Source organism: Odoribacter sp. N15.MGS-14 (assembly GCF_000980245.1).
Lineage (GTDB): Bacteria > Bacteroidota > Bacteroidia > Bacteroidales > Marinifilaceae > Odoribacter > Odoribacter splanchnicus.
Window position 1 is genome coordinate 20,499 of record NZ_LARE01000003.1, and the last position, 18,401, is coordinate 38,899.

The window sequence follows — 18,401 nt, forward strand, 5'->3', positions numbered from 1 at the left end:
ATTTTGTCGATGAAATGGTGATTAAACGCTGAATCGATATGGCTAATTTTCTGAAATCTTTATTCTTCGGAGAAACAGATGAATCCGAAGAGACTAAATTGAACCGCAATTTCGATGTATTGAAATACGATGGTATCAAAGCATTGAAGATCGGTAAGAATACTTATGCTATCCGTTGTTTCAATGAAGCATTGAAATTGAAAGAGGATGTGGAAGTACTCGAACATTTGGTCGGGGCCTATAACCGCGAAGATCGGATGGAAGAAGCGATAGAAACGGCAGGACGTTTGGTCGATATCGAGCCTGATAATATTCCTGTCTTGTTAATGAGGGCCAACCTGAATTTTATGGCTGAAAAATATGAAGCGGCCATTGCCGATTGTAACCGGGTAATTGCTTTGGATGCAACCAATGCTTCGGCTTATTATCTGGCTGCGAAGGCTAAAAAAGCTGCTGGCGATGTATTGGGAACGATCGTCTCTTTGTCTCAGGCGATTACGATAAAGGAGGATTTTGCCGAAGCATTGTTGCTGAGGGCAGAGATGATGCTGTCTACTCGGGATTATAAAGATGGATTACAGGATATCGAAAAGGTGATCGGTTTGATGCCCGAAGAAGAAAACGCTTTTTTGATCCGGGGGCGTCTGCATGAAGCTTTGGGTGACGATCAGGCTGCAGAGCAGGATTATGAAGTGGTGACCGGGCTGAATCCTTTTAACGAACAAGCGTATCTGCAACTGGGAACGCTTTATATTGCCCGTGAACAACCGGATAAGGCCATCGAACTATTCGATGAAGCGATAGAATTGAAACCGGAGTTTGCGCGTGCTTACAGTGAGCGGGGACGGGCAAAACTGATGAAAGGAGATAAAAACGGTTCTGTCGAAGATTTGAAAAAAGCACTCGAACTGAATCCCGAAGGAGAAGAAGCACAGAAAATAAACGGAAAGTTTTCTAACTTCGAAGACATGTATTCGAATCGGATTTTATAAGCTCGAACATTTTCTTTCTTTTTTCGTAAGGAATAGAAAAAACGAAAGAATATGAAAACGAGATTAATAGTTGTATTACTTGGATTTTTGGGTTCGGGTATGTTCGTTGCTTGCCGGGACGATGCTTCGGATAAAGATGACGATAGGCCGGGGAAAGCGGTAGAATTGGCTTTTCAGGCTAAATATCCGGGTGCTACCGGTGTAGAATGGGAATCTAAAGGAGTTTTCCGGGAGGCCGACTTTACCTTGAACGGACGTGAATATGAAGCCTGGTTCAATACCTCCGGGATCTGGTTGCAGGCAGAATATGCGGTCACTTATACCTCGGTTCCTGCTGCGATAAAAGATTTTATTGCCAATAGCATTGATTATCCTCCTACTTTATGGACGCCGGATGCGGCTACAGAAGTGCTCGAACGGAAAAATTATCCCGATTGGTATGCGGTGGAATTGGAGAACGGGGCGAATGAGGTGACGATTTGGGCTGATGCCGAAGCTTATCTGCACCGGGCAGTCGTTGAAGATTATAGTGGAAACGATATTCCTCAGACGATTCTTACTTTTGTTACTCAAAATTATAGGCAGGCTTTACTGACTGAAGTCGGGAAATGGTCCGACGGGGCATATCAGGCGAATATGCTGGACGGCAACGAAGCTAAACAAATCTATTTCGATCGCTCGATGAACTGGCAGTATACAGAATGGCCGGTATTGTTTTCCGAAGTCCCTGCGGTAGTGAAAGAAGTCCTGAATAGTACCGCTTATGAAAACTATACCGTACGGAGCGTCGACTATCGGCAATTCCCTCAGGGAGATCGGTATCATTTTGTTTTGACCCCTAAACAACAACCGGGACTCGATATGGCTTTGGATATAGATTTGCAAGGGAATATTATTACGCAATAGAAGAAATAGATTTCCTATTCTCACGGTCTTTCGTTACTTTTGCCGGACATTAAAAAATAGGATGATGGAAGACCGGATACAGCGTGCCGTCGAATTATTCCGGCAAGGCTACAATTGTTCACAGTCGGTATGTGCTGCTTTTGCAGACGAGTATGGTTATACTTTCGAACAGGCATTACGGATGTCGGCTTCGTTCGGTGGAGGGATCGGTCGGATGAGAATGACTTGCGGTGCTGCTTGCGGAATGTTTATATTGGCAGGCCTCGAAACAGGTTGTGTAGAGGGAAAAGATAGGGAAGGGAAAGAAGCGAATTATAGACTGGTACAACAATTGGCAGAGAAATTTGTGAAGCGTAACGGTTCGTTGATCTGCGGTGAATTGTTGGGGGTGACTCCCTCAAGAATCGGGTTCGATCCGGTGCCTGAAGCCCGGACACCCGAATATTATAAAAAACGTCCTTGTCTCAAAACAGTGGAAGAAGCAGCCCGAATTTGGGTGGAATATCTACAAAATGAAAAATCAAAAGTAAAAGACGAAGAATAAAATATCAATGCTGAAAAATATTAACTCGATTAATTTTTGGATTTTTATTTTGGAAAACTTTTAAATGTTTGATTGCTTGATGATTTGAATTTTGTTTTGTAGTTATATGTTGATTATCAGTAGTTTGAATGTGCCGGATTCTAGATTAAAAGATTTGTATTGGAAAACTTTGATAATCTGTTACTTTGAAAAAATGTCAGAAAAGTTTCTGAAAATATTTTTCTCTTCGTAAAAAACTTTCTATTTTTGTCTTGATTTCGGTTCTTATCCTAGCGTAGGGATGAGATGAAAAGGGAATCGGGTGAGAATCCCGGACAGTCCCGCTGCTGTAAGCTCCGTAGAGCGGTTTAAACCCGAGAAGAACCACTGCCGTTATTGGCGGGAAGGTTGTTTAAACCGGAAGTAAGTCAGAAGACCTGCCGTAATTATTGTTTTCTGAGGCTTTCGAGGAAAGGCCGGAAAGAAGGATTCGCTTGTCTTTTTTTTGTCCTCTCCTTGCCTTATGAGTTATCGGTTTATGATTAAAAAGTAAAATAATGATTCAGACTGTATTGAAAAGAGATGGCCGTGTAGTTGGCTTTAATGAGGAGAAAATCGTTGCTGCAGTGAGAAGAGCGATGCTGCATACCGATAAAGGAGAAGATATGCAATTGGCACATGAAATTGCCGATCGTATCGCTTGCCGGGGACAGGAGCAGATGAGTGTCGAAGATATTCAAAACTGTGTGGAAATCGAATTGATGAAGAGCCGCCGTAAAGATGTGGCTCAATTATATATTGCTTACCGGAATCAGCGTAGTGTGGCCCGTAAAGCGAAAACCCGGGATATCTTTTTGGAAATCATAGAGACGAAATCGAATGAGGTGACCCGGGAAAATGCCAATATGAATGCGGATACGCCTGCCGGGATGATGATGAAATTTTCCAGTGAAACGACAAAGCCGTTTGTCGACGATTATTTGTTGGTAGAAGAAGTAAAAAATGCCGTTCGGCAAGGATATCTGCACATACACGATAAAGATTATTATCCGACCAAAAGTCTCACCTGCGTACAGCATCCCTTGGATAAGATCCTGAAAAACGGATTCTATGTCGGTCATGGTGAATCCCGTCCGGCAAAACGGATCGAGACGGCTAGCATCCTCGGTTGCATTTCGCTCGAGACGGCTCAGAATGAAATGCATGGCGGACAGGCGATTCCGGCTTTTGATTTTTATCTGGCACCTTATGTGCGGAATAGTTTTATCGAAGAGGTGAAAGTATTGGAAGAGATTACCGGCGAAGATTACAAACACCTGTACCATTTTCCCATCAAAGATTATGTCCGGATTGAGCTGGACGGTTTGAGCGGGGATGAGCGGGTTTTACAACATGCGATCAACCGGACGGTAAGTCGTGTACATCAGTCTATGGAGGCTTTTATCCATAATATGAATACCATTCATAGCCGGGGAGGCAATCAGGTTGTTTTCAGTTCTGTCAATTACGGTACGGATACTTCTGCCGAAGGCCGTTGTATTATTCGGGAAATGCTGACCTCTACCTATCGGGGAGTGGGAAGCGGAGGTACGGCTATCTTTCCGATTCAGATCTGGAAAAAGAAACGGGGCGTGAATTATTTACCTCAGGATCCCAATTACGACTTATATGTTTTTGCTTGTAAAGTCAGTGCCCGGCGTTTTTTTCCCAACTTCATCAACCTGGACGCTACTTTTAACCGGCATGAATTGTGGAAAGCCGACGATCCGGAGCGTTTTCGCTATGAGACGGCTACCATGGGATGCCGGACCCGGGTTTTTGAAAACCGCTTCGGAGAGAAGACTTCCATCGGTAGGGGAAATCTTTCTTTCTCGACGATAAACATTGTACGTCTGGCTATCGAATGTATGGATATTTCCGAACGGGAAGAAAGAATCCGGACATTTTTCTCGAAATTGGACGAACTCCTTGAGTTGACGGCTTTGCAATTACATCGTCGGTTTGAGTTTCAGAAAACTGCCCGGGCAAAGCAATTCCCTCTCTTAATGAGTTCTCTGTGGGTAGGAGCGGAGAAGTTGAAACCTGAAGATACGATAGAGAGTGTTATAAATCAAGGGACACTGGGGATCGGTTTTATCGGTTTGGCCGAATGTTTGGTCGCGTTGACAGGTAAGCACCATGCAGAAGATCCGGCTGCACAGCAGTTAGGGATCCGAATTATAACCCGTTTCCGGGATAAAGCGAATGAATTTTCGGAGCGCTGGCAGCACAATTATAGTGTATTGGCTACTCCTGCCGAAGGATTGAGCGGGAGATTCACTCAGAAGGATAAAAAGAGTTTCGGAATCATCCCGGGAGTGACCGACCGGGAATATTACACGAACTCGAATCATGTGCCTGTCTATTATCGATGCAGTGCCCGGCATAAAGCAGAAATAGAAGCTCCTTATCATGATCTGACCCGCGGAGGGCATATCTTCTATGTAGAGATCGATGGAGATGCAACCCACAACCCGGATGCGATTATGTCGGTGGTAGACATGATGGACCGCTATAATATGGGGTATTGTTCTGTCAATCACAACCGTAACCGCTGTATGGATTGTGGACATGAAGACGCGACCGACGGTTTGGAAGAATGCCCCAATTGCGGAGGACATCATATCGATCGCCTGCAACGGATTACCGGATATCTGGTCGGTACGACAAATCGCTGGAATCAGGCGAAACTGGCTGAATTGAATGATCGGGTCAGACATAATTAGTTTAGCGATGAACCTGTTTTTATTGGATATTATCGAAGATACCGTGGTAGATGGTCCGGGATTCCGGACCTCTCTCTATGCGGCAGGATGCCGGCATCATTGCCCCGGTTGTCATAATCCCCAATCCTGGGAACGTGAGCATGGGCATGCGGTCGGAGTAGAAGAGGTGGCCGAACGCTTGCTGACCGATCCTTTTTCAAATATTACTTTTAGTGGGGGAGACCCTTTGGAGCAAGTTGAAGCATTTACTGAATTGGCTAAGTTGATTAAAAACAAAAGCAAAAAGAATATTTGGTGTTATACCGGTTATCGCTACGAAGAGGTGTGCCGGTCTGCCCGGTTGGCACAAATCTTGCCTTATATCGATGTTTTGGTAGATGGACGTTTTAATCAGCATTTGCGGGATACCGATTTGCTTTTCAGGGGAAGTAGCAATCAACGGCTGATCGATGTTCCTGAATCCCTCTTGAAAGGGAAAATACAACTTTACGATTACTCACCTTATCCTGTTATTGCCGTATAGGGCTTCAATCGTTTTCAATGCGATTTCCTGTTTTTGTATAAATATGCTCTTTCTTGTATAAATATGCCTGTGTCTTGTTGTTTAATAGATTGATATACAGATATAAACAAAACATGTTGAAAATATTTTATGCCAAGAAAATGCCGAAAACAATTCGTAATTTTGGCAGCGTTAAATCATAAATCAAAATCATAAATCTAAAGTCAATATGGGATTTGTTACGAAAGAGAAATTTCTCTCTAAAGATTTTTTTATAACCTATGCCTGGTTGTTGGGCGGATGTTTTGTTTTTGCCTTGGGGGCGGTGATGTTTGCTGAGCCTTATGGGTTTGCTCCCGGAGGAACTTACGGATTGTCTATGGTATTTCACCATTTGTGGGGGTGGGAGACTGAAATTGCAGCCCTGTGTATGGACGTTCCTTTACTCTTGTTGGGAATTTACTTTTTGGGAGGTATGTTCGGGGTAAAAACCATTATCTGTACGTTCGCTATTCCGGCATTTATGCGTCTCATCCACTATTTATACGGCTATGATGCCTTGTTGGAGCCCGGTATTACGGATCGTACGTTACTGAACGAACAGTTGTTGTCCGCTATTTTCGGAGGAATTGTTTATGGTATCGGGATCGGTATGATCTTTAAGGCACGGGCAACTTCCGGAGGATCCGATATCATTTCTATGATTTTGAATAAATATACCCACATATCGCTTGGAACTTTGGTGATTATTGTCGACTGTACCATTACGTTGTCGACGGTTGTTGCTTTCGGTGACTGGCGTTTACCGATGTATTCCTGGATTATCGTATTTATCGAAGGAAAAGTGATCGATCTGGTAATCGACGGTGCTGCTGTACATAAGACCCTGATGATTGTCACTGATAAGTTAGATCCGGTGAAGGATGTTATTATCAAGGATATCAACCGGGGAGCTACCTTATTGCCGGCTGTCGGTATGTATCGGGGAGAAAGCCGCAATATGATCTACACCATCCTCACACGTCGTGAAATGATGATTTTACGGCATCGGATTGCAGAAATCGACCCCGAAGCCTTTATCAACGTAATCGATTCGAAAGAAATTCTGGGACGCGGCTTTAAACCGCTGAAAGAAAGTTGAAACTATTTTACTGCCACTTAGGCAGATTGTCGGTTGTGGTTAAGAAAGAGAATTTTTGAATAGGGTCTGTGCAGTTGCTTTGCGCAGACCCTATTGAGTTTTCGGATTAATACATATCGGTAATATCCCAGACAAAAGCCCGGATACCGTTTTCTTTGTTTACTTCATCCAACGCTTTGACGTATTTCAGAATCAGGGGCACCATTTCTTCTTCGACGATGGTAATGGTGGCGGAGTTCATTTCCGGCCAGGTATGAGATCCCATACGAGGTTCTCCGGTTTCTGTTCCTGCTCCGTTAACCAGAGGCCATTGTGTAAATCCTTTGATCTGTAATTGATCGAGGAGAAAAGCTACTCGCTCTGTCAGGGCTTGGTTGTATGTTATGAATACTGCTTTCTTCATATTTGATTTTGATTTTTGATTTACAATTTCAGACTTTAATATCGGTCTGAAACTGTAAATCTGCATTATCGATTACTTTTTGGGTAGATCTTTTTCAGGATCGAAGTCTTTCATAAATTTAAATTCTTTGGCCAGTGCCTTTTTCTTGTCACGGCTACCGCTTTTGTCCATAGCAGCGTATACGGCCGGGACGATGATCATCGTAATGATGGTGGAGAAAACCATACCACCGATTACTGCGATACCCATTGGCCGCCAGGTTTCGGAACCTTCACCTGCACTGATCGCCATCGGTACCATACCCAGAATCGTAGTCAAAGAGGTCATCAATACCGGACGCAGACGGGAACGACAAGCTTGTGCAATAGCATCGTACAAGCGAATACCTCTTTCACGCATCAGGTTGATAAAGTCGATCAACACAATACCGTTCTTCGTCACGATACCGACCAACATAATAGCACCTAAGGCAGCCACGATACTCAAGGTGGTGTTCGTGAGCAACAGGGCCAGAATTACTCCTGTGAATGCAAACGGAATGGCCAACATGATAATGAACGGCATCTTGAAAGATTCGAACTGAGCGGCCATCACAATGTATACCAACATCAGGGACAACAGTAACAGCCAGATCAAAGAACTGAAGGATTCCTGCTGGTCTTCGTAGTTACCACCGATGTAAAGACTGACATCCTGAGGTACATCTTCCAGATTGTCGATAATCTGTTGTGATGCCTGTGCGATATCTCCTAAAGCTACGCCAGCTGCCGGAGTGATAGACACTTTCAGGATACGCTGTTTACTTTTACGCTCGATATTTGGCGGTGAGAAGTACTCTTTGATTTCACCCAATTCTTTCAGACGTATTTTTTCGCCGTGGCCGTCTATGATCAGGATATTTTCGATCTCCGTCAGAGAAGAACGGTATTTCTCATCCAGGCGGACGATGATGTCGTATTCTTCTCCGTCTTCTTTGAATTTACTGTTACGGAAACCGTAGATCCGGTTACGGACATAAGAACCGACTTCTGAAGTGGTCAAACCATGACGAGCCAGTTTATCCTGATCTAAAGCAATCTGGAGTTCGGCTTTATCGTCGTCCCGGCTGATTTTGATATCTTCGGCTCCCGGGATCTGACGGGCTTTCACTGCGATATCCTGAGCCAAACGGGTGGTTGTGTTGAAATCGTGACCCATAATTTCGATATCGACAGAGTTGCTACCCATAGAACCACCGCTGGATGAGGTACTGACTGTATATTGCAGTACATCCGGGAAACTCTTCAAGATAGAACGAACCTGGTCGGCAATGACGAAAATACTCCGTTCACGGTCTTTAATATCTACGGTACGTAAACGCATATTCAGGATATTGTTACCGGTACTGTTCATCATAGAAGCGAAGGAAGCTTCTTCTTCACTACCGTACGACAAGTTGATGATCGTAATTTCCGGTATATCTGCCCGGATCATTGAGTCGATCTGTAAAGCGACTCTTTTCGTCTCTTCTACCCGTTGGCCGGATTGCATTTTTGCATATACAGTCATATTGCTCTGGTCGTTCTGCGGCATAAAGTCGGTTTTGATAAAACGCGTAAGGCTACAAGACCCCAGGAAGATGGCAGTCATGAAACAAATGACGAATGTTTTATGATGCAGTACCCAACGGATCAGTCTTTCATAACCTGAATCCAGCCTATCCAATTGCCGGGATACGAAATTGTAAAAGCTGAACTTGCTGTTACTGGTCTTTTCCTGTATCCGCATTAATTGTGAACAAAGCATAGGAGTCAGAGAAATAGCCGTCAGTGTCGAGGTACATACGGTGATACAAACGATCCATCCCAACTGTTTGAACAAGATTCCGGTCATTCCGGTTACCAGGGTCAGCGGGAAGAACACAGCTACGGTTACCAGTGTGGTGACGATTACAGACAACCATACTTCATTCGTTCCGTATTTGGCTGCTTCACGTGGCCGGCTTCCCCGGTCGATATGTTTCGTTACGTTTTCCAACACTACGATGGCATCGTCTACCACCATACCGATTGCAATAGAGAGGGAGGACAGTGAAATTACGTTCAGAGACTCACCCGTTGCAAACAAATAGATGAAGGCGACAATCAGTGAGATCGGGATGGTCAGAGCAATGATAAAGGTGGCCCTCCATCGTCCTAAGAACAGAAATACGACCAATACCACAAAGATCAAAGCGTACATCAATGTTTCCTGCAGGTTGTTGATCGACTTTACGATAAAGTCCGAGTTATCCGAAATGATTTGGAAGTTGATGTCCGAAGGCAATTCTTTCATTGCCAATTCCAGTTGCTTTTTCGCTTCTTTAGCTACGGCAACGGCATTGGCGTCGGTTTGTTTGGTGATCATCAGTACACCACCGCGTCCCCGGTTGATCGTTTGTTCCAGTGTGATGTCTTTGATCGTATCCCGCACGACAGCAACATCATGCAAATAGATGGTTTTATTGTTTTGAGTGCCGAGTACGATATTTTTGATCTGGTCGCTTTCCTCGAATTCACCCTCTATACGCAAAGCATAGTCCATCAGCCCCATTTTCACATTACCGGAAGAAACATCCTTGTTCTCTGCCAGAATTTTGTTACCGATCTGTTCGAGAGTCAGGTTGTAAGCATCCAGTTTATTCGGGTCTAAATCGACATAAACCACACGTTCCGGTGCTCCGGCAACGATCACAGAAGCTACACCGTCTACCCGGTTCAAACGGGTGATCAGTTTGTCATCCAGAATCTTGTCTATACCGGGATAAGATTGGTCGGCCGTGACGGCATAAATCAGGATCGGCATCATAGACGTGTTGAAACGCATAATGGTCGGTCGGTCGATATCGTCCGGCAAATTTTGCATTGCTTTATCGACAGCGTCACGTACGTCGTTGGATGCTTCGTCCAGATTGGCTTCCCATTCGAACTCCAGAGAGATTACTCCTAAGTTGTCATAGGACGTAGAGGTCATCTCTTTCAGATTATCTACGGAGTTCAATTGATCTTCCAGGATTTTGGTTACATTTTCCTCAATATCCGAAGCATTCGCTCCCGGATAAGTTGCCATCACTGTGAGGTAGGGCGGGTCCATCTTAGGGTATTGGTCCACCGGCAACTGTATATAAGAGGCAACACCTAATACCATAATGGCGATAAATACCATTAATGTGGAAATAGGCTTGTTGACCGCTGTATTGTATATACTCATATTCTTACTATTTATTTGATGTATTTATCTTATTGAGTGATAGTAATGGGTGAACCGTCGATAACACGTCCCTGACCGACAACGATTAATTCGTCTCCTTCCTGGATTTCGTCGCTGATCAATTCGATCTTATCTTCAAAACGCTTCCCTAAATTCACGGATACTCTTTTGGCTTTACCGTCTTTGTTGATGAATACGTAGCGGTCATTCGCACCCTGAAGTTTCAACACAGCGATAGCAGGAACAACAACGGTTTCGGTATTTCCGATAAAGAAATTGATGGTTCCGTACATACCGGGACGTAATGCTTCGTCATCGTTCGGAATCTTCACTTCAACGGTGAAAGTTCTCGAAGCCGGATCGATCGTCGGATAAACGATACTTACCTGTCCTTCGAATATCCGGTCGGGGTAAAGGCTACTTTTCAATTCTACTTTCGTGCCTTTCTTTACCGATAAGAAATATTGTTCCGAAAGATTTACGTAGGCTTTCAGGGGATTGATTTTTTCAATTGCAATGATCGATGGTTTGGAAGCACCACCGAAAGCAGCTCCTGTATATACTTCTCCGTTTTCGAAATATTTTCCGGTCACTACTCCGTTGAAAGGAGCCAACATCCGGGTATTTTCTTTCAGGAAGTCTACGTTCGATTTAGCTACCTCATATTGGGTCACTGCAGCATCGTAGGCTTGCTTACTGATACTCTGAGTTTCATTCAGCATTTTAGCCCGGTTGTATTCGGTTTCCAGATTTTTTAACTGGACTTCGGCTTGTTGCAGATTCGTCCGGTCCATTTCGACTAATAATTGTCCTTTTTTAATCCGGTCCCCAACTTCTACATAGATTTTTTCAATACGTCCGGTAGCTGCAGGTGCATAATACACTTGCTCGTCTGCCTGTAAATTTGCTGTGTAGTCCAGGGTACGGGCAATGTTTTCTTTTTCCAGTTTTTGAACTTTCACCGGGATAGCTTCAACTACGCTGGTATCTTTGTCAGAATCTTTCTTTCCTGAACAACCGGCTAATACAGCAATCGCGAGGGTAGATAAAATTACGTTCTTTATCATTGTTTTCAATATTTAATTTGTTTCTTTTTCAATTACAGAGCTAAAAGATCGCTTTCCGACTATTCACTCCTGATTATTTTAGCTCGTTATACAGTTTCTCCAGTTGAGTTTGTGCCTGTAATAATGTTAAACAAGCCGAAGTATAGTTGTTTTCTGCGGTCAGGTAATTATTGTTGGCCTGGGTCAGATCTAAACTGGATACGGCTCCGGCATTGTATTTATACTGGTAATTTTCCAGCACTTTCCGGGCAACCTGAATATTCTCACTTTGCAGGTTATAATCTTCCAAAGCATTTTTCAGGGCGAATTTATATTGCTCTTCCTGTAAGTTCAATTGATCTGCCAATAAACTCTTGTTCAGCGTGGTTTGTTCCAGCGTGATTTTCTCCTGATCGAGCTGCGCTTTACGTTGCAGACCTGAAAAAATAGGAATACTCATCGTAATGGTAGCTGAATGTTTCGGACTGAAATCCAAGCTAGGTTTCAGGATTTTATAGGTGTAACCGTAGTTTGCAGAGATCGTCGGTGAATAAGCCCATTTTTTCAATCCTACCATTTTCTTTTGTAATTCCTCCTGGGTCTCCATCAGTTTGTATTGGGCATTCTGGTTGATATCGAATTCCTGGCCGGCCAGTTTCAGGAAATTACCGACTTCCAGAAAATTATCCAGTTGATCGGCCAGGGTGATCGGAGTCCCGGCTTGTAAACCCAGTTGCAGGCGCAGTAAATTATAGTTTACGTCTACTGTCCGTTGCATAGCCAGAAGGCTGTTTTTCAACTGTCCGACAGTGATGCGGATCTGATCGACGTCTGTCGGCTCGGCAGTACCTGCTGCCAGCATATTTTCGGTATGACGCTGTATCTGGCTCATATTTTCCAGGTTCTGCTTTACGATTTCCATCAGGCGTTCGCTCACCAGGATGGTATAATACGAATTATAAACCGTTTCTTTAATATCCAATTCGGTTACATCCACTTGCTGAGAAGCAATCAGTTTAGCAATCTTACTGGTTTGTATTCCCAATATCCATTCACCACTGAATAGCAGTTGGTTAACGGTAACCCCGACGCTCGACTGGTCTTTCAGTACGGTAGACGATTCCGATCCAGGGAAACTCATCTTATATCTGAAATTGGTGCTATAGTTCAGATCGCCGTTGATTTGAGGCAAACCTTGAGAAATGGCTTCTGTCACCATTTTATTTCTCAATTCGATATTCATTTGGGATGCCTGTAGTTCTTTGTTGTGCTCTACGGCAAAATTTACCGCTTGTTCTAGCGTCAGACGCTGGGGATCATTCGGTGTGGTCTGGGCTTGCAGCAAACACGGAATGAGAATCGCAACAAAAATGATTAATACTCCTCTTTTCATTCTCTTTAATTATTAGATTTTTGATTTTGATTATACACGTTTATATCCCGAAATTCAGCTAAACAGCATAGCTCCTGGGAAAGTTAGATCTGTTCTTTTTCATGGCTTAGTTGTTTTTTCATGAGGTTTATTATAAAGTAAATGTTCCAATTCATGCATCCCTTGGGGAGTCGCGAAACTGCGGATAATATTTTCTACAATCGTAGAGACGATCGTAGAAATCGGATATTTCAATTCACTGATCATTTCCGGCTCACCGATGAGAGACATTTGCTTTACAAACAGGTAGACCTGGATCTCACGATTGATATCAGACCGGAAATAACCATCCCGTATCCCTTTGTCGATCACTTCGTTAAATAAATTTTGGATAAAAATCTGATCTTTGTTATTTACTCGTTGATAAACATCCGGATGGTATTTCTTTAAATCGAATAAATTCGCCGGCATCCTGCTGTTGAAGCTCCGGATGATATGGTCTCTGATCGTCAACATGATCTCTATAGAATTATGTTGTTTCAGTTCTTCGATATCCTTCTGTGTACGGTAATTATTTCTACGGTGCATCATGATCTGTTCGACAAGATCGTCTTTATTACTGAAATATTGGTATAAAGTTTTTTTCGAGATCTTGAGATGCGAACAGATATCGTCCATTGAAGTACTTCTTAAGCCATATTTTAAAAATAACTCAGAAATATTTTCTAATAGTTCTTCTCTTGTCCGATTAAATTCGCTTTCTGTCATGATAAAATTAAATTTGCACATGAAAACGTTTTGAATATATATCGTTTCCATGGGACGCAAAAGTACAAATATTGTGCCAAAGCGTGATTGTAATGTAGTTAAAATACTGTGAAATATAATAAATAGAAAAACCTTTTACTTTTTACCTTTTACCTTTTATCTTTTTCCTTTTTACCTCTTACCTTTGTACTATGATTGATCAAGCGACGATACAGAAGATTTTCGATGCTGCAGATATTTACGAAGTGATTTCCGACTTTGTAAGTCTGAAGAAGAGAGGGGTGAATTATGTGGGCTGTTGTCCTTTTCATAATGAAAAAACAGGTTCTTTTACGGTCTCCCCGTCGAAGGGTATTTATAAATGCTTCGGATGCGGGAAAGGCGGGAATGCGGTGAATTTCATTATGGAACATGAACAATTGTCTTATGTCGAGGCTTTGCGTTGGCTGGCGGCTAAATATAATATTATCATCGAAGAAAAAGAGCTCTCGGAACACGAAAAGCAAGAGAAGAGCGAGCGGGAAAGTATGCTGATCGTGACCAATTATGCCGAAGAATTTTTCGTACAGCAATTGTTGCATACCGATGAAGGGAAATCGGTGGGGTTGGGGTATTTTCGCCGTCGGGGATTGGATGATCGGACGATCGAGAAATTCGGTCTGGGGTATTGTCCCGAAGCTTGGGACGGTTTCACGAAAGCAGCTTTAGAAAAAGGATATAAAAAAGAGTTTTTGGTAAAAACGGGACTGACCATAGAATCGGAACGCGGACTGTTCGATCGTTTCCGTGCCAGGGTGATGTTCCCGATTCGTGATTTGGCCGGTAAGATCATTGCTTTCGGTGGCCGGATTATGACCAACGATAAGAAAAGTGCCAAATACCTCAACTCTCCGGAGTCTGAGATTTACCACAAGAGCCGTACGCTGTACGGGATCTATTTTGCCAAGAAAAGTATTGTACAGCACAATCGTTGTTATTTGGTAGAGGGATATCTCGATGTGATCTCTTTTCACCAAAAGGGGATAGAAAATACCGTGGCTTCTTCGGGTACTTCTCTGACGATCGAACAAATCCGTCTGATCCGCCGTTTGACCCCGAATGTAACGATCATCTATGACGGTGATGCTGCGGGAATAAAAGCGTCTCTACGCGGGATCGACCTGGTACTCGAAGAGGGATTGAATGTCCGTGTCGTGTCCTTGCCCGACGGCGAGGACCCCGATTCCTATGCGCAGGCGCATACTGCCGAAGAAGTGTTGGAGTATATCTCCGGGCATGAAACGGATTTTATTCATTTCAAGACAAAATTATTGTTGACACAAGCGGGTAGTGATCCGATAGAAAGAGCGAAGTTGATTACAGATATCGTCAGGAGTATTTCGTTGATTCCCGATACGATCACCCGTTCGGTATATGTTCAGGAGACAGCGAACCAAATGAAGGTGGAAGAAAAGCTCCTTTACAATGAGATCGCCCGTATCCGGAAAGAAAAAGTCGGTGATCCGATCCCTTTGCCCTATAAATCGCCCACTCAACAGCCCCCTCGGGTGACTCTGACTCCGGCCAAGACTGTTCAGGTGACGCCTTGCGACACCGAAGAAATGGTGTTGGTGCGTTATTTGTTGCTCTTCGGAGGACAGGAGCTTTACGAAGAAGAGCGTGACGGGATGCCTTATTCGGTTACTGTCGGGGAATATATCATTCACGAACTGGCTGAGGACGAACTGGAAATGTTGAATCCCCGTTTGAGAGAAATTCAGAATGAATACCGGAAGAATTATCGGAATCCTGGATTTATCCCTTCTAAGTATTTTATCGGCAACCCGGATGTGTCGATTTGTGAACTTGTCGCGGATATTCTGAGCGAACCCTATGAATTGAGTAAACTTTGGACCCTGAAAGATTCCTCGATGCGGACCGAGGAGATGATGCTCGACGAACTATTGCCTAAAATTGTAGATAATTATAAGATGCGCCGGATAGAAATCCTTTGCCGCGAGGCTGACGAGAAGATTCTGGAATTTCAAAATGCAGGCGATATGGAACGGCTTGTCGAATGGATTAAGAAAAAGAATGCCATGATTAAAGTCCGCTCCAGAATCAATGAGAAATTGAAAAGGACGATTTAGCAAAACAACTGTGGTTGATCCAGGGACATTCCTAAAATATTAGGAAATTAGTCGACTGATTCATGTGTAAATTATTGCGAATTAGTTGACTTTTTTATCTTTAGGTAGGGATATTTACTGAATATCCCGATCTATCGATTTACTTTTTTACCAAAAAAATTATGATTAATAGAAACGCCATCTGTACTGGAAGATACGTTACGAAATTCCCAATTAAATTTTCCTGTGTGATTATCTAAAGCATATAACCAATCATATTCATAATTACCATTATTTTCTCCAATTACACCTAATCCATTTGCACCATTATGGTGTCCCCATACCTCATCATAAATCATAAAAGACCAAAAGAAAATGGAAATATTTACATGTGTTATAGATTTTATGTTAACAGTGCCACTTTGGAAATAACAATGACTATTAGCTGCCATTGAAGCTAACAATACATTTCTTTCTGTTGTTCCTCCATCTTCGCTTGAAGCTTTTAAACGTGGGGAAAGAATATTTAAATTATTTGTCGTATTATGTTTTGTGAATATATAACTTGTGTGAGAAGCTGAATATGTAGTTGGGAATGGATATTGCAAATTTATTTCAAGTGAATCATTTTCTGCTTGCTCTATAACTTTATTTACATCTATGAGATTTGCCAATAAATCTTCGTAGGCTTCCTGGCATACTTTTAATGAATCTATAGCAAAACAGTTATTTTTTGTAAAGATAAGCTTGTTATTTATTGCTTTAACATATTCTTTTTTGGCCAGTCAAATAGAGTCTTTGGAATCTGAACTTGCAGACCTGGCTTCGTCAGAGTTTGACAGGCAGATTAAACTTCTTACATCCATCAAAGAAATTGGTATCACTTTGGCTACGGCCTTGATTGTCGCTACCGGAGGATTCTCCTATTTCGATAACGCCAAGCAAATTTCCCGTTTTATCGGAATATGCCCGACATACCAGCAATCCGGAACATCCGTGCACATCAAAGGTGGGATAAACCGTAACGGGGATGTGAGCCTGCGTTCACTGCTATATGTCGCCTCGTGGTCGGCATTACGTGGTAACACAACCTGTAAAGAGTGCTACACACGATTGAAAGCCAACGGAAACCTTCCAAGGTGGCTCTTATTACTGTTGCAAACAAGCTCGTCAGGCAAGCATTTGCCGTAATCAAATCAGACCTCCTTATGTGGATGGATTTGTATCTACCCGGCAAACAAAATAGCTTATGGTGGAGTTTTTTCTCTCATTTTACTTGCAGATTAATATAGTTCGTTACTTATTCGTCTCCGGTGTTCGTGTTATCACTGCATGGAAAACGAACTGTGACCTAAAAAGTATAAACTTCTATCAAACAGATGTTTTTCTGATACTTTATGCATTAGAGATTAATTTAATAATCAGTATTTTATAGAAATAATCCGATCTAATAATCCAGGTATTCGTACTCCGGTCAGGGTGGCCTGCCCTTTCATTCAATAAAACTTTCCTTCTTTGCCCTGTAGTGCTGACGGAAGATGGAGGGTTTTGTGGCGGAAGACCATTGGAGCAGGAACGAGTGTCCGGTTAGGTTTTCCGAACGCCCGACCGGTGGTGTCTGACGAACGTAGTGAGGAGTTCCGCCGGTCAGTGAAGGAAAGCCTTACCGGACCGTTCCAGGCGAACCGGTCTGACGGCACAAAACCCGGAATCGGAATAGAAAGAAAAAATAAACCTACGTTTATAACGTGTTAATATGTATATAACTGCCTAAATATTTAGGGACATTTACTGAATATCCTCAGTTAACGGAAAAATGAGAAGGGTTGGGGATGGGGAATGGCGGTTGACGAACCGGGAGGCGCTGGATATGCCCCTTTGGGGGTGGGAGAAATATATCTCGGATACGGGTGGATATTTCTCCTGGGCGGACTCGGTGAGTCAGATGAACTTTTCCCGGTTTTGTGTCTTGTAAAGTCCTACCAATAAGAATATGAAGGAAGAGAGTAAGATAATCAATCGGTTGTCGAACAGGGTGTTATAAAAAATTTGCGGATTTTTATCCAAGGGGACGTCAAAGGGGTTCAAAAATACATTCCATTTGCTGACGTCCAGAATTTTACTCGATGCGAACAGCAATAAACCGATAATGATAATCATTACTGCCGTACCGTTGCCATTCCGGATGAGTGTACTGAGCATAAAACACAGTAAACCGATGAAAAGCGCAGGTACCATACTTTGTAAAGCGAGTTGCAGGGGAGGTACCTCTACAACCAGCCAGTCGGTGACGGCAGCTAAAAGCAAAGTGATGATAAAACAAATCATATAGGCGATTAAAAGCCGGAATAACCAGATTTTATACCGATAGTTCGGAATACCGAAAATGATTTCTATGATTTTGGCATCCTGGTCGTTCTGTATACCGAAACAGGTCGGATAGAAGATCAATAGGATAGAAGGCACTAATAACATACTGTATCCGGTAGCCATCGTAATCTCCGAATCCGAAATAAGATTTAACCCCACCGTCAGGATATAAAAACCGACGGCACTGAGAATAAAATACATAAACTTATTGCCGAAGATAATCTTTATATTATACCGGGCGAGTTTTGCTATAGGAGTGATGTAATATTTCATGGCT

15 protein-coding genes, 1 pseudogene and 1 riboswitch are annotated in these 18,401 nt (G+C 42.9%); of the genes and pseudogenes, 9 read left to right on the plus strand and 7 right to left on the minus strand.

Annotation, left to right across the window (positions count from 1 at the left end; all coding sequences use genetic code 11):
- Nucleotides 1–38: 38 nt before the first annotated feature.
- The 6 genes from WS34_RS01065 (at nt 39) to WS34_RS01090 (ending at nt 6,829) form a co-directional block, all read left to right on the plus strand.
- Nucleotides 39–992 (plus strand): tetratricopeptide repeat protein, encoded by a 954-nt coding sequence (locus tag WS34_RS01065; RefSeq protein ID WP_013612720.1) that lies wholly within the window; start codon nt 39–41, stop codon nt 990–992.
- Nucleotides 993–1,043: 51 nt separating this feature from the next.
- Nucleotides 1,044–1,898: a PepSY-like domain-containing protein gene (locus WS34_RS01070; RefSeq protein WP_013612719.1), complete on the plus strand. Its 855-nt coding sequence runs from the start codon at nt 1,044–1,046 to the stop codon at nt 1,896–1,898.
- A 64-nt stretch (nt 1,899–1,962) separates the two neighbouring features.
- Complete coding sequence (locus WS34_RS01075; RefSeq protein ID WP_022159564.1) at nt 1,963–2,442, plus strand: C-GCAxxG-C-C family protein; 480 nt, start codon at nt 1,963–1,965, stop codon at nt 2,440–2,442.
- Between the two features lie 241 nt (nt 2,443–2,683).
- Nucleotides 2,684–2,880, plus strand: a riboswitch (cobalamin riboswitch).
- Nucleotides 2,881–2,978: 98 nt separating this feature from the next.
- Nucleotides 2,979–5,186 (plus strand): anaerobic ribonucleoside triphosphate reductase, encoded by a 2,208-nt coding sequence (locus WS34_RS01080; protein ID WP_022159565.1) that lies wholly within the window; start codon nt 2,979–2,981, stop codon nt 5,184–5,186.
- Nucleotides 5,187–5,193: 7 nt separating this feature from the next.
- Entirely contained in the window at nt 5,194–5,709 is a 516-nt protein-coding gene (nrdG, locus tag WS34_RS01085) for an anaerobic ribonucleoside-triphosphate reductase activating protein (RefSeq protein ID WP_013612716.1), read from the plus strand.
- A gap of 208 nt (nt 5,710–5,917) precedes the next feature.
- Complete coding sequence (locus WS34_RS01090; protein WP_013612714.1) at nt 5,918–6,829, plus strand: YitT family protein; 912 nt, start codon at nt 5,918–5,920, stop codon at nt 6,827–6,829.
- Nucleotides 6,830–6,935: 106 nt separating this feature from the next.
- Here WS34_RS01090 and WS34_RS01095 read toward each other — a convergent pair whose 3' ends face one another.
- From WS34_RS01095 to WS34_RS01115, 5 genes are all read right to left on the minus strand, one after another.
- The gene (locus WS34_RS01095) at nt 6,936–7,232 is read right to left on the minus strand and encodes a PG0541 family transporter-associated protein (RefSeq protein ID WP_013612713.1); all 297 of its coding nucleotides are present in this window, start codon (nt 7,230–7,232) and stop codon (nt 6,936–6,938) included.
- Nucleotides 7,233–7,304: 72 nt separating this feature from the next.
- On the minus strand, nt 7,305–10,460 hold the full coding sequence (locus tag WS34_RS01100; RefSeq protein WP_046402572.1) for an efflux RND transporter permease subunit: 3,156 nt from the start codon (nt 10,458–10,460) through the stop codon (nt 7,305–7,307).
- 29 nt (nt 10,461–10,489) lie between these two features.
- Nucleotides 10,490–11,527 carry an efflux RND transporter periplasmic adaptor subunit gene (locus WS34_RS01105; RefSeq protein WP_013612711.1) on the minus strand — a complete coding sequence of 346 codons (1,038 nt, stop codon included), beginning with the start codon at nt 11,525–11,527 and terminating at the stop codon, nt 10,490–10,492.
- A gap of 73 nt (nt 11,528–11,600) precedes the next feature.
- Entirely contained in the window at nt 11,601–12,899 is a 1,299-nt protein-coding gene (locus tag WS34_RS01110; RefSeq protein ID WP_013612710.1) for a TolC family protein, read from the minus strand.
- A 99-nt stretch (nt 12,900–12,998) separates the two neighbouring features.
- Complete coding sequence (locus tag WS34_RS01115; protein WP_087383579.1) at nt 12,999–13,697, minus strand: TetR/AcrR family transcriptional regulator; 699 nt, start codon at nt 13,695–13,697, stop codon at nt 12,999–13,001.
- Between the two features lie 140 nt (nt 13,698–13,837).
- On the opposite strand from WS34_RS01115, the gene dnaG reads away from it, so the two are divergent.
- Nucleotides 13,838–15,775 (plus strand): DNA primase, encoded by a 1,938-nt coding sequence (dnaG, locus tag WS34_RS01120; protein WP_022159569.1) that lies wholly within the window; start codon nt 13,838–13,840, stop codon nt 15,773–15,775.
- Nucleotides 15,776–15,906: 131 nt separating this feature from the next.
- On the opposite strand, the gene WS34_RS01125 is transcribed toward dnaG, so the two are convergent.
- Nucleotides 15,907–16,428 carry a hypothetical protein gene (locus WS34_RS01125; protein ID WP_046402576.1) on the minus strand — a complete coding sequence of 174 codons (522 nt, stop codon included), beginning with the start codon at nt 16,426–16,428 and terminating at the stop codon, nt 15,907–15,909.
- 82 nt (nt 16,429–16,510) lie between these two features.
- Here WS34_RS01125 and WS34_RS15315 point away from each other — a divergent pair.
- Both WS34_RS15315 and WS34_RS15320 read left to right on the plus strand, forming a co-directional pair.
- Nucleotides 16,511–17,000 (plus strand): annotated as a pseudogene (locus tag WS34_RS15315) (transposase); the annotation flags it as partial.
- A gap of 570 nt (nt 17,001–17,570) precedes the next feature.
- Nucleotides 17,571–17,729: a hypothetical protein gene (locus WS34_RS15320; protein ID WP_013612706.1), complete on the plus strand. Its 159-nt coding sequence runs from the start codon at nt 17,571–17,573 to the stop codon at nt 17,727–17,729.
- Here the strand turns inward: WS34_RS15320 and WS34_RS01130 are convergent.
- Nucleotides 17,696–18,397, minus strand: coding sequence for a hypothetical protein (locus tag WS34_RS01130; protein ID WP_013612705.1), 702 nt, complete (start codon nt 18,395–18,397; stop codon nt 17,696–17,698). The genes WS34_RS15320 and WS34_RS01130 overlap by 34 nt on opposite strands.
- Between the last annotated feature and the right edge of the window lie 4 nt (nt 18,398–18,401).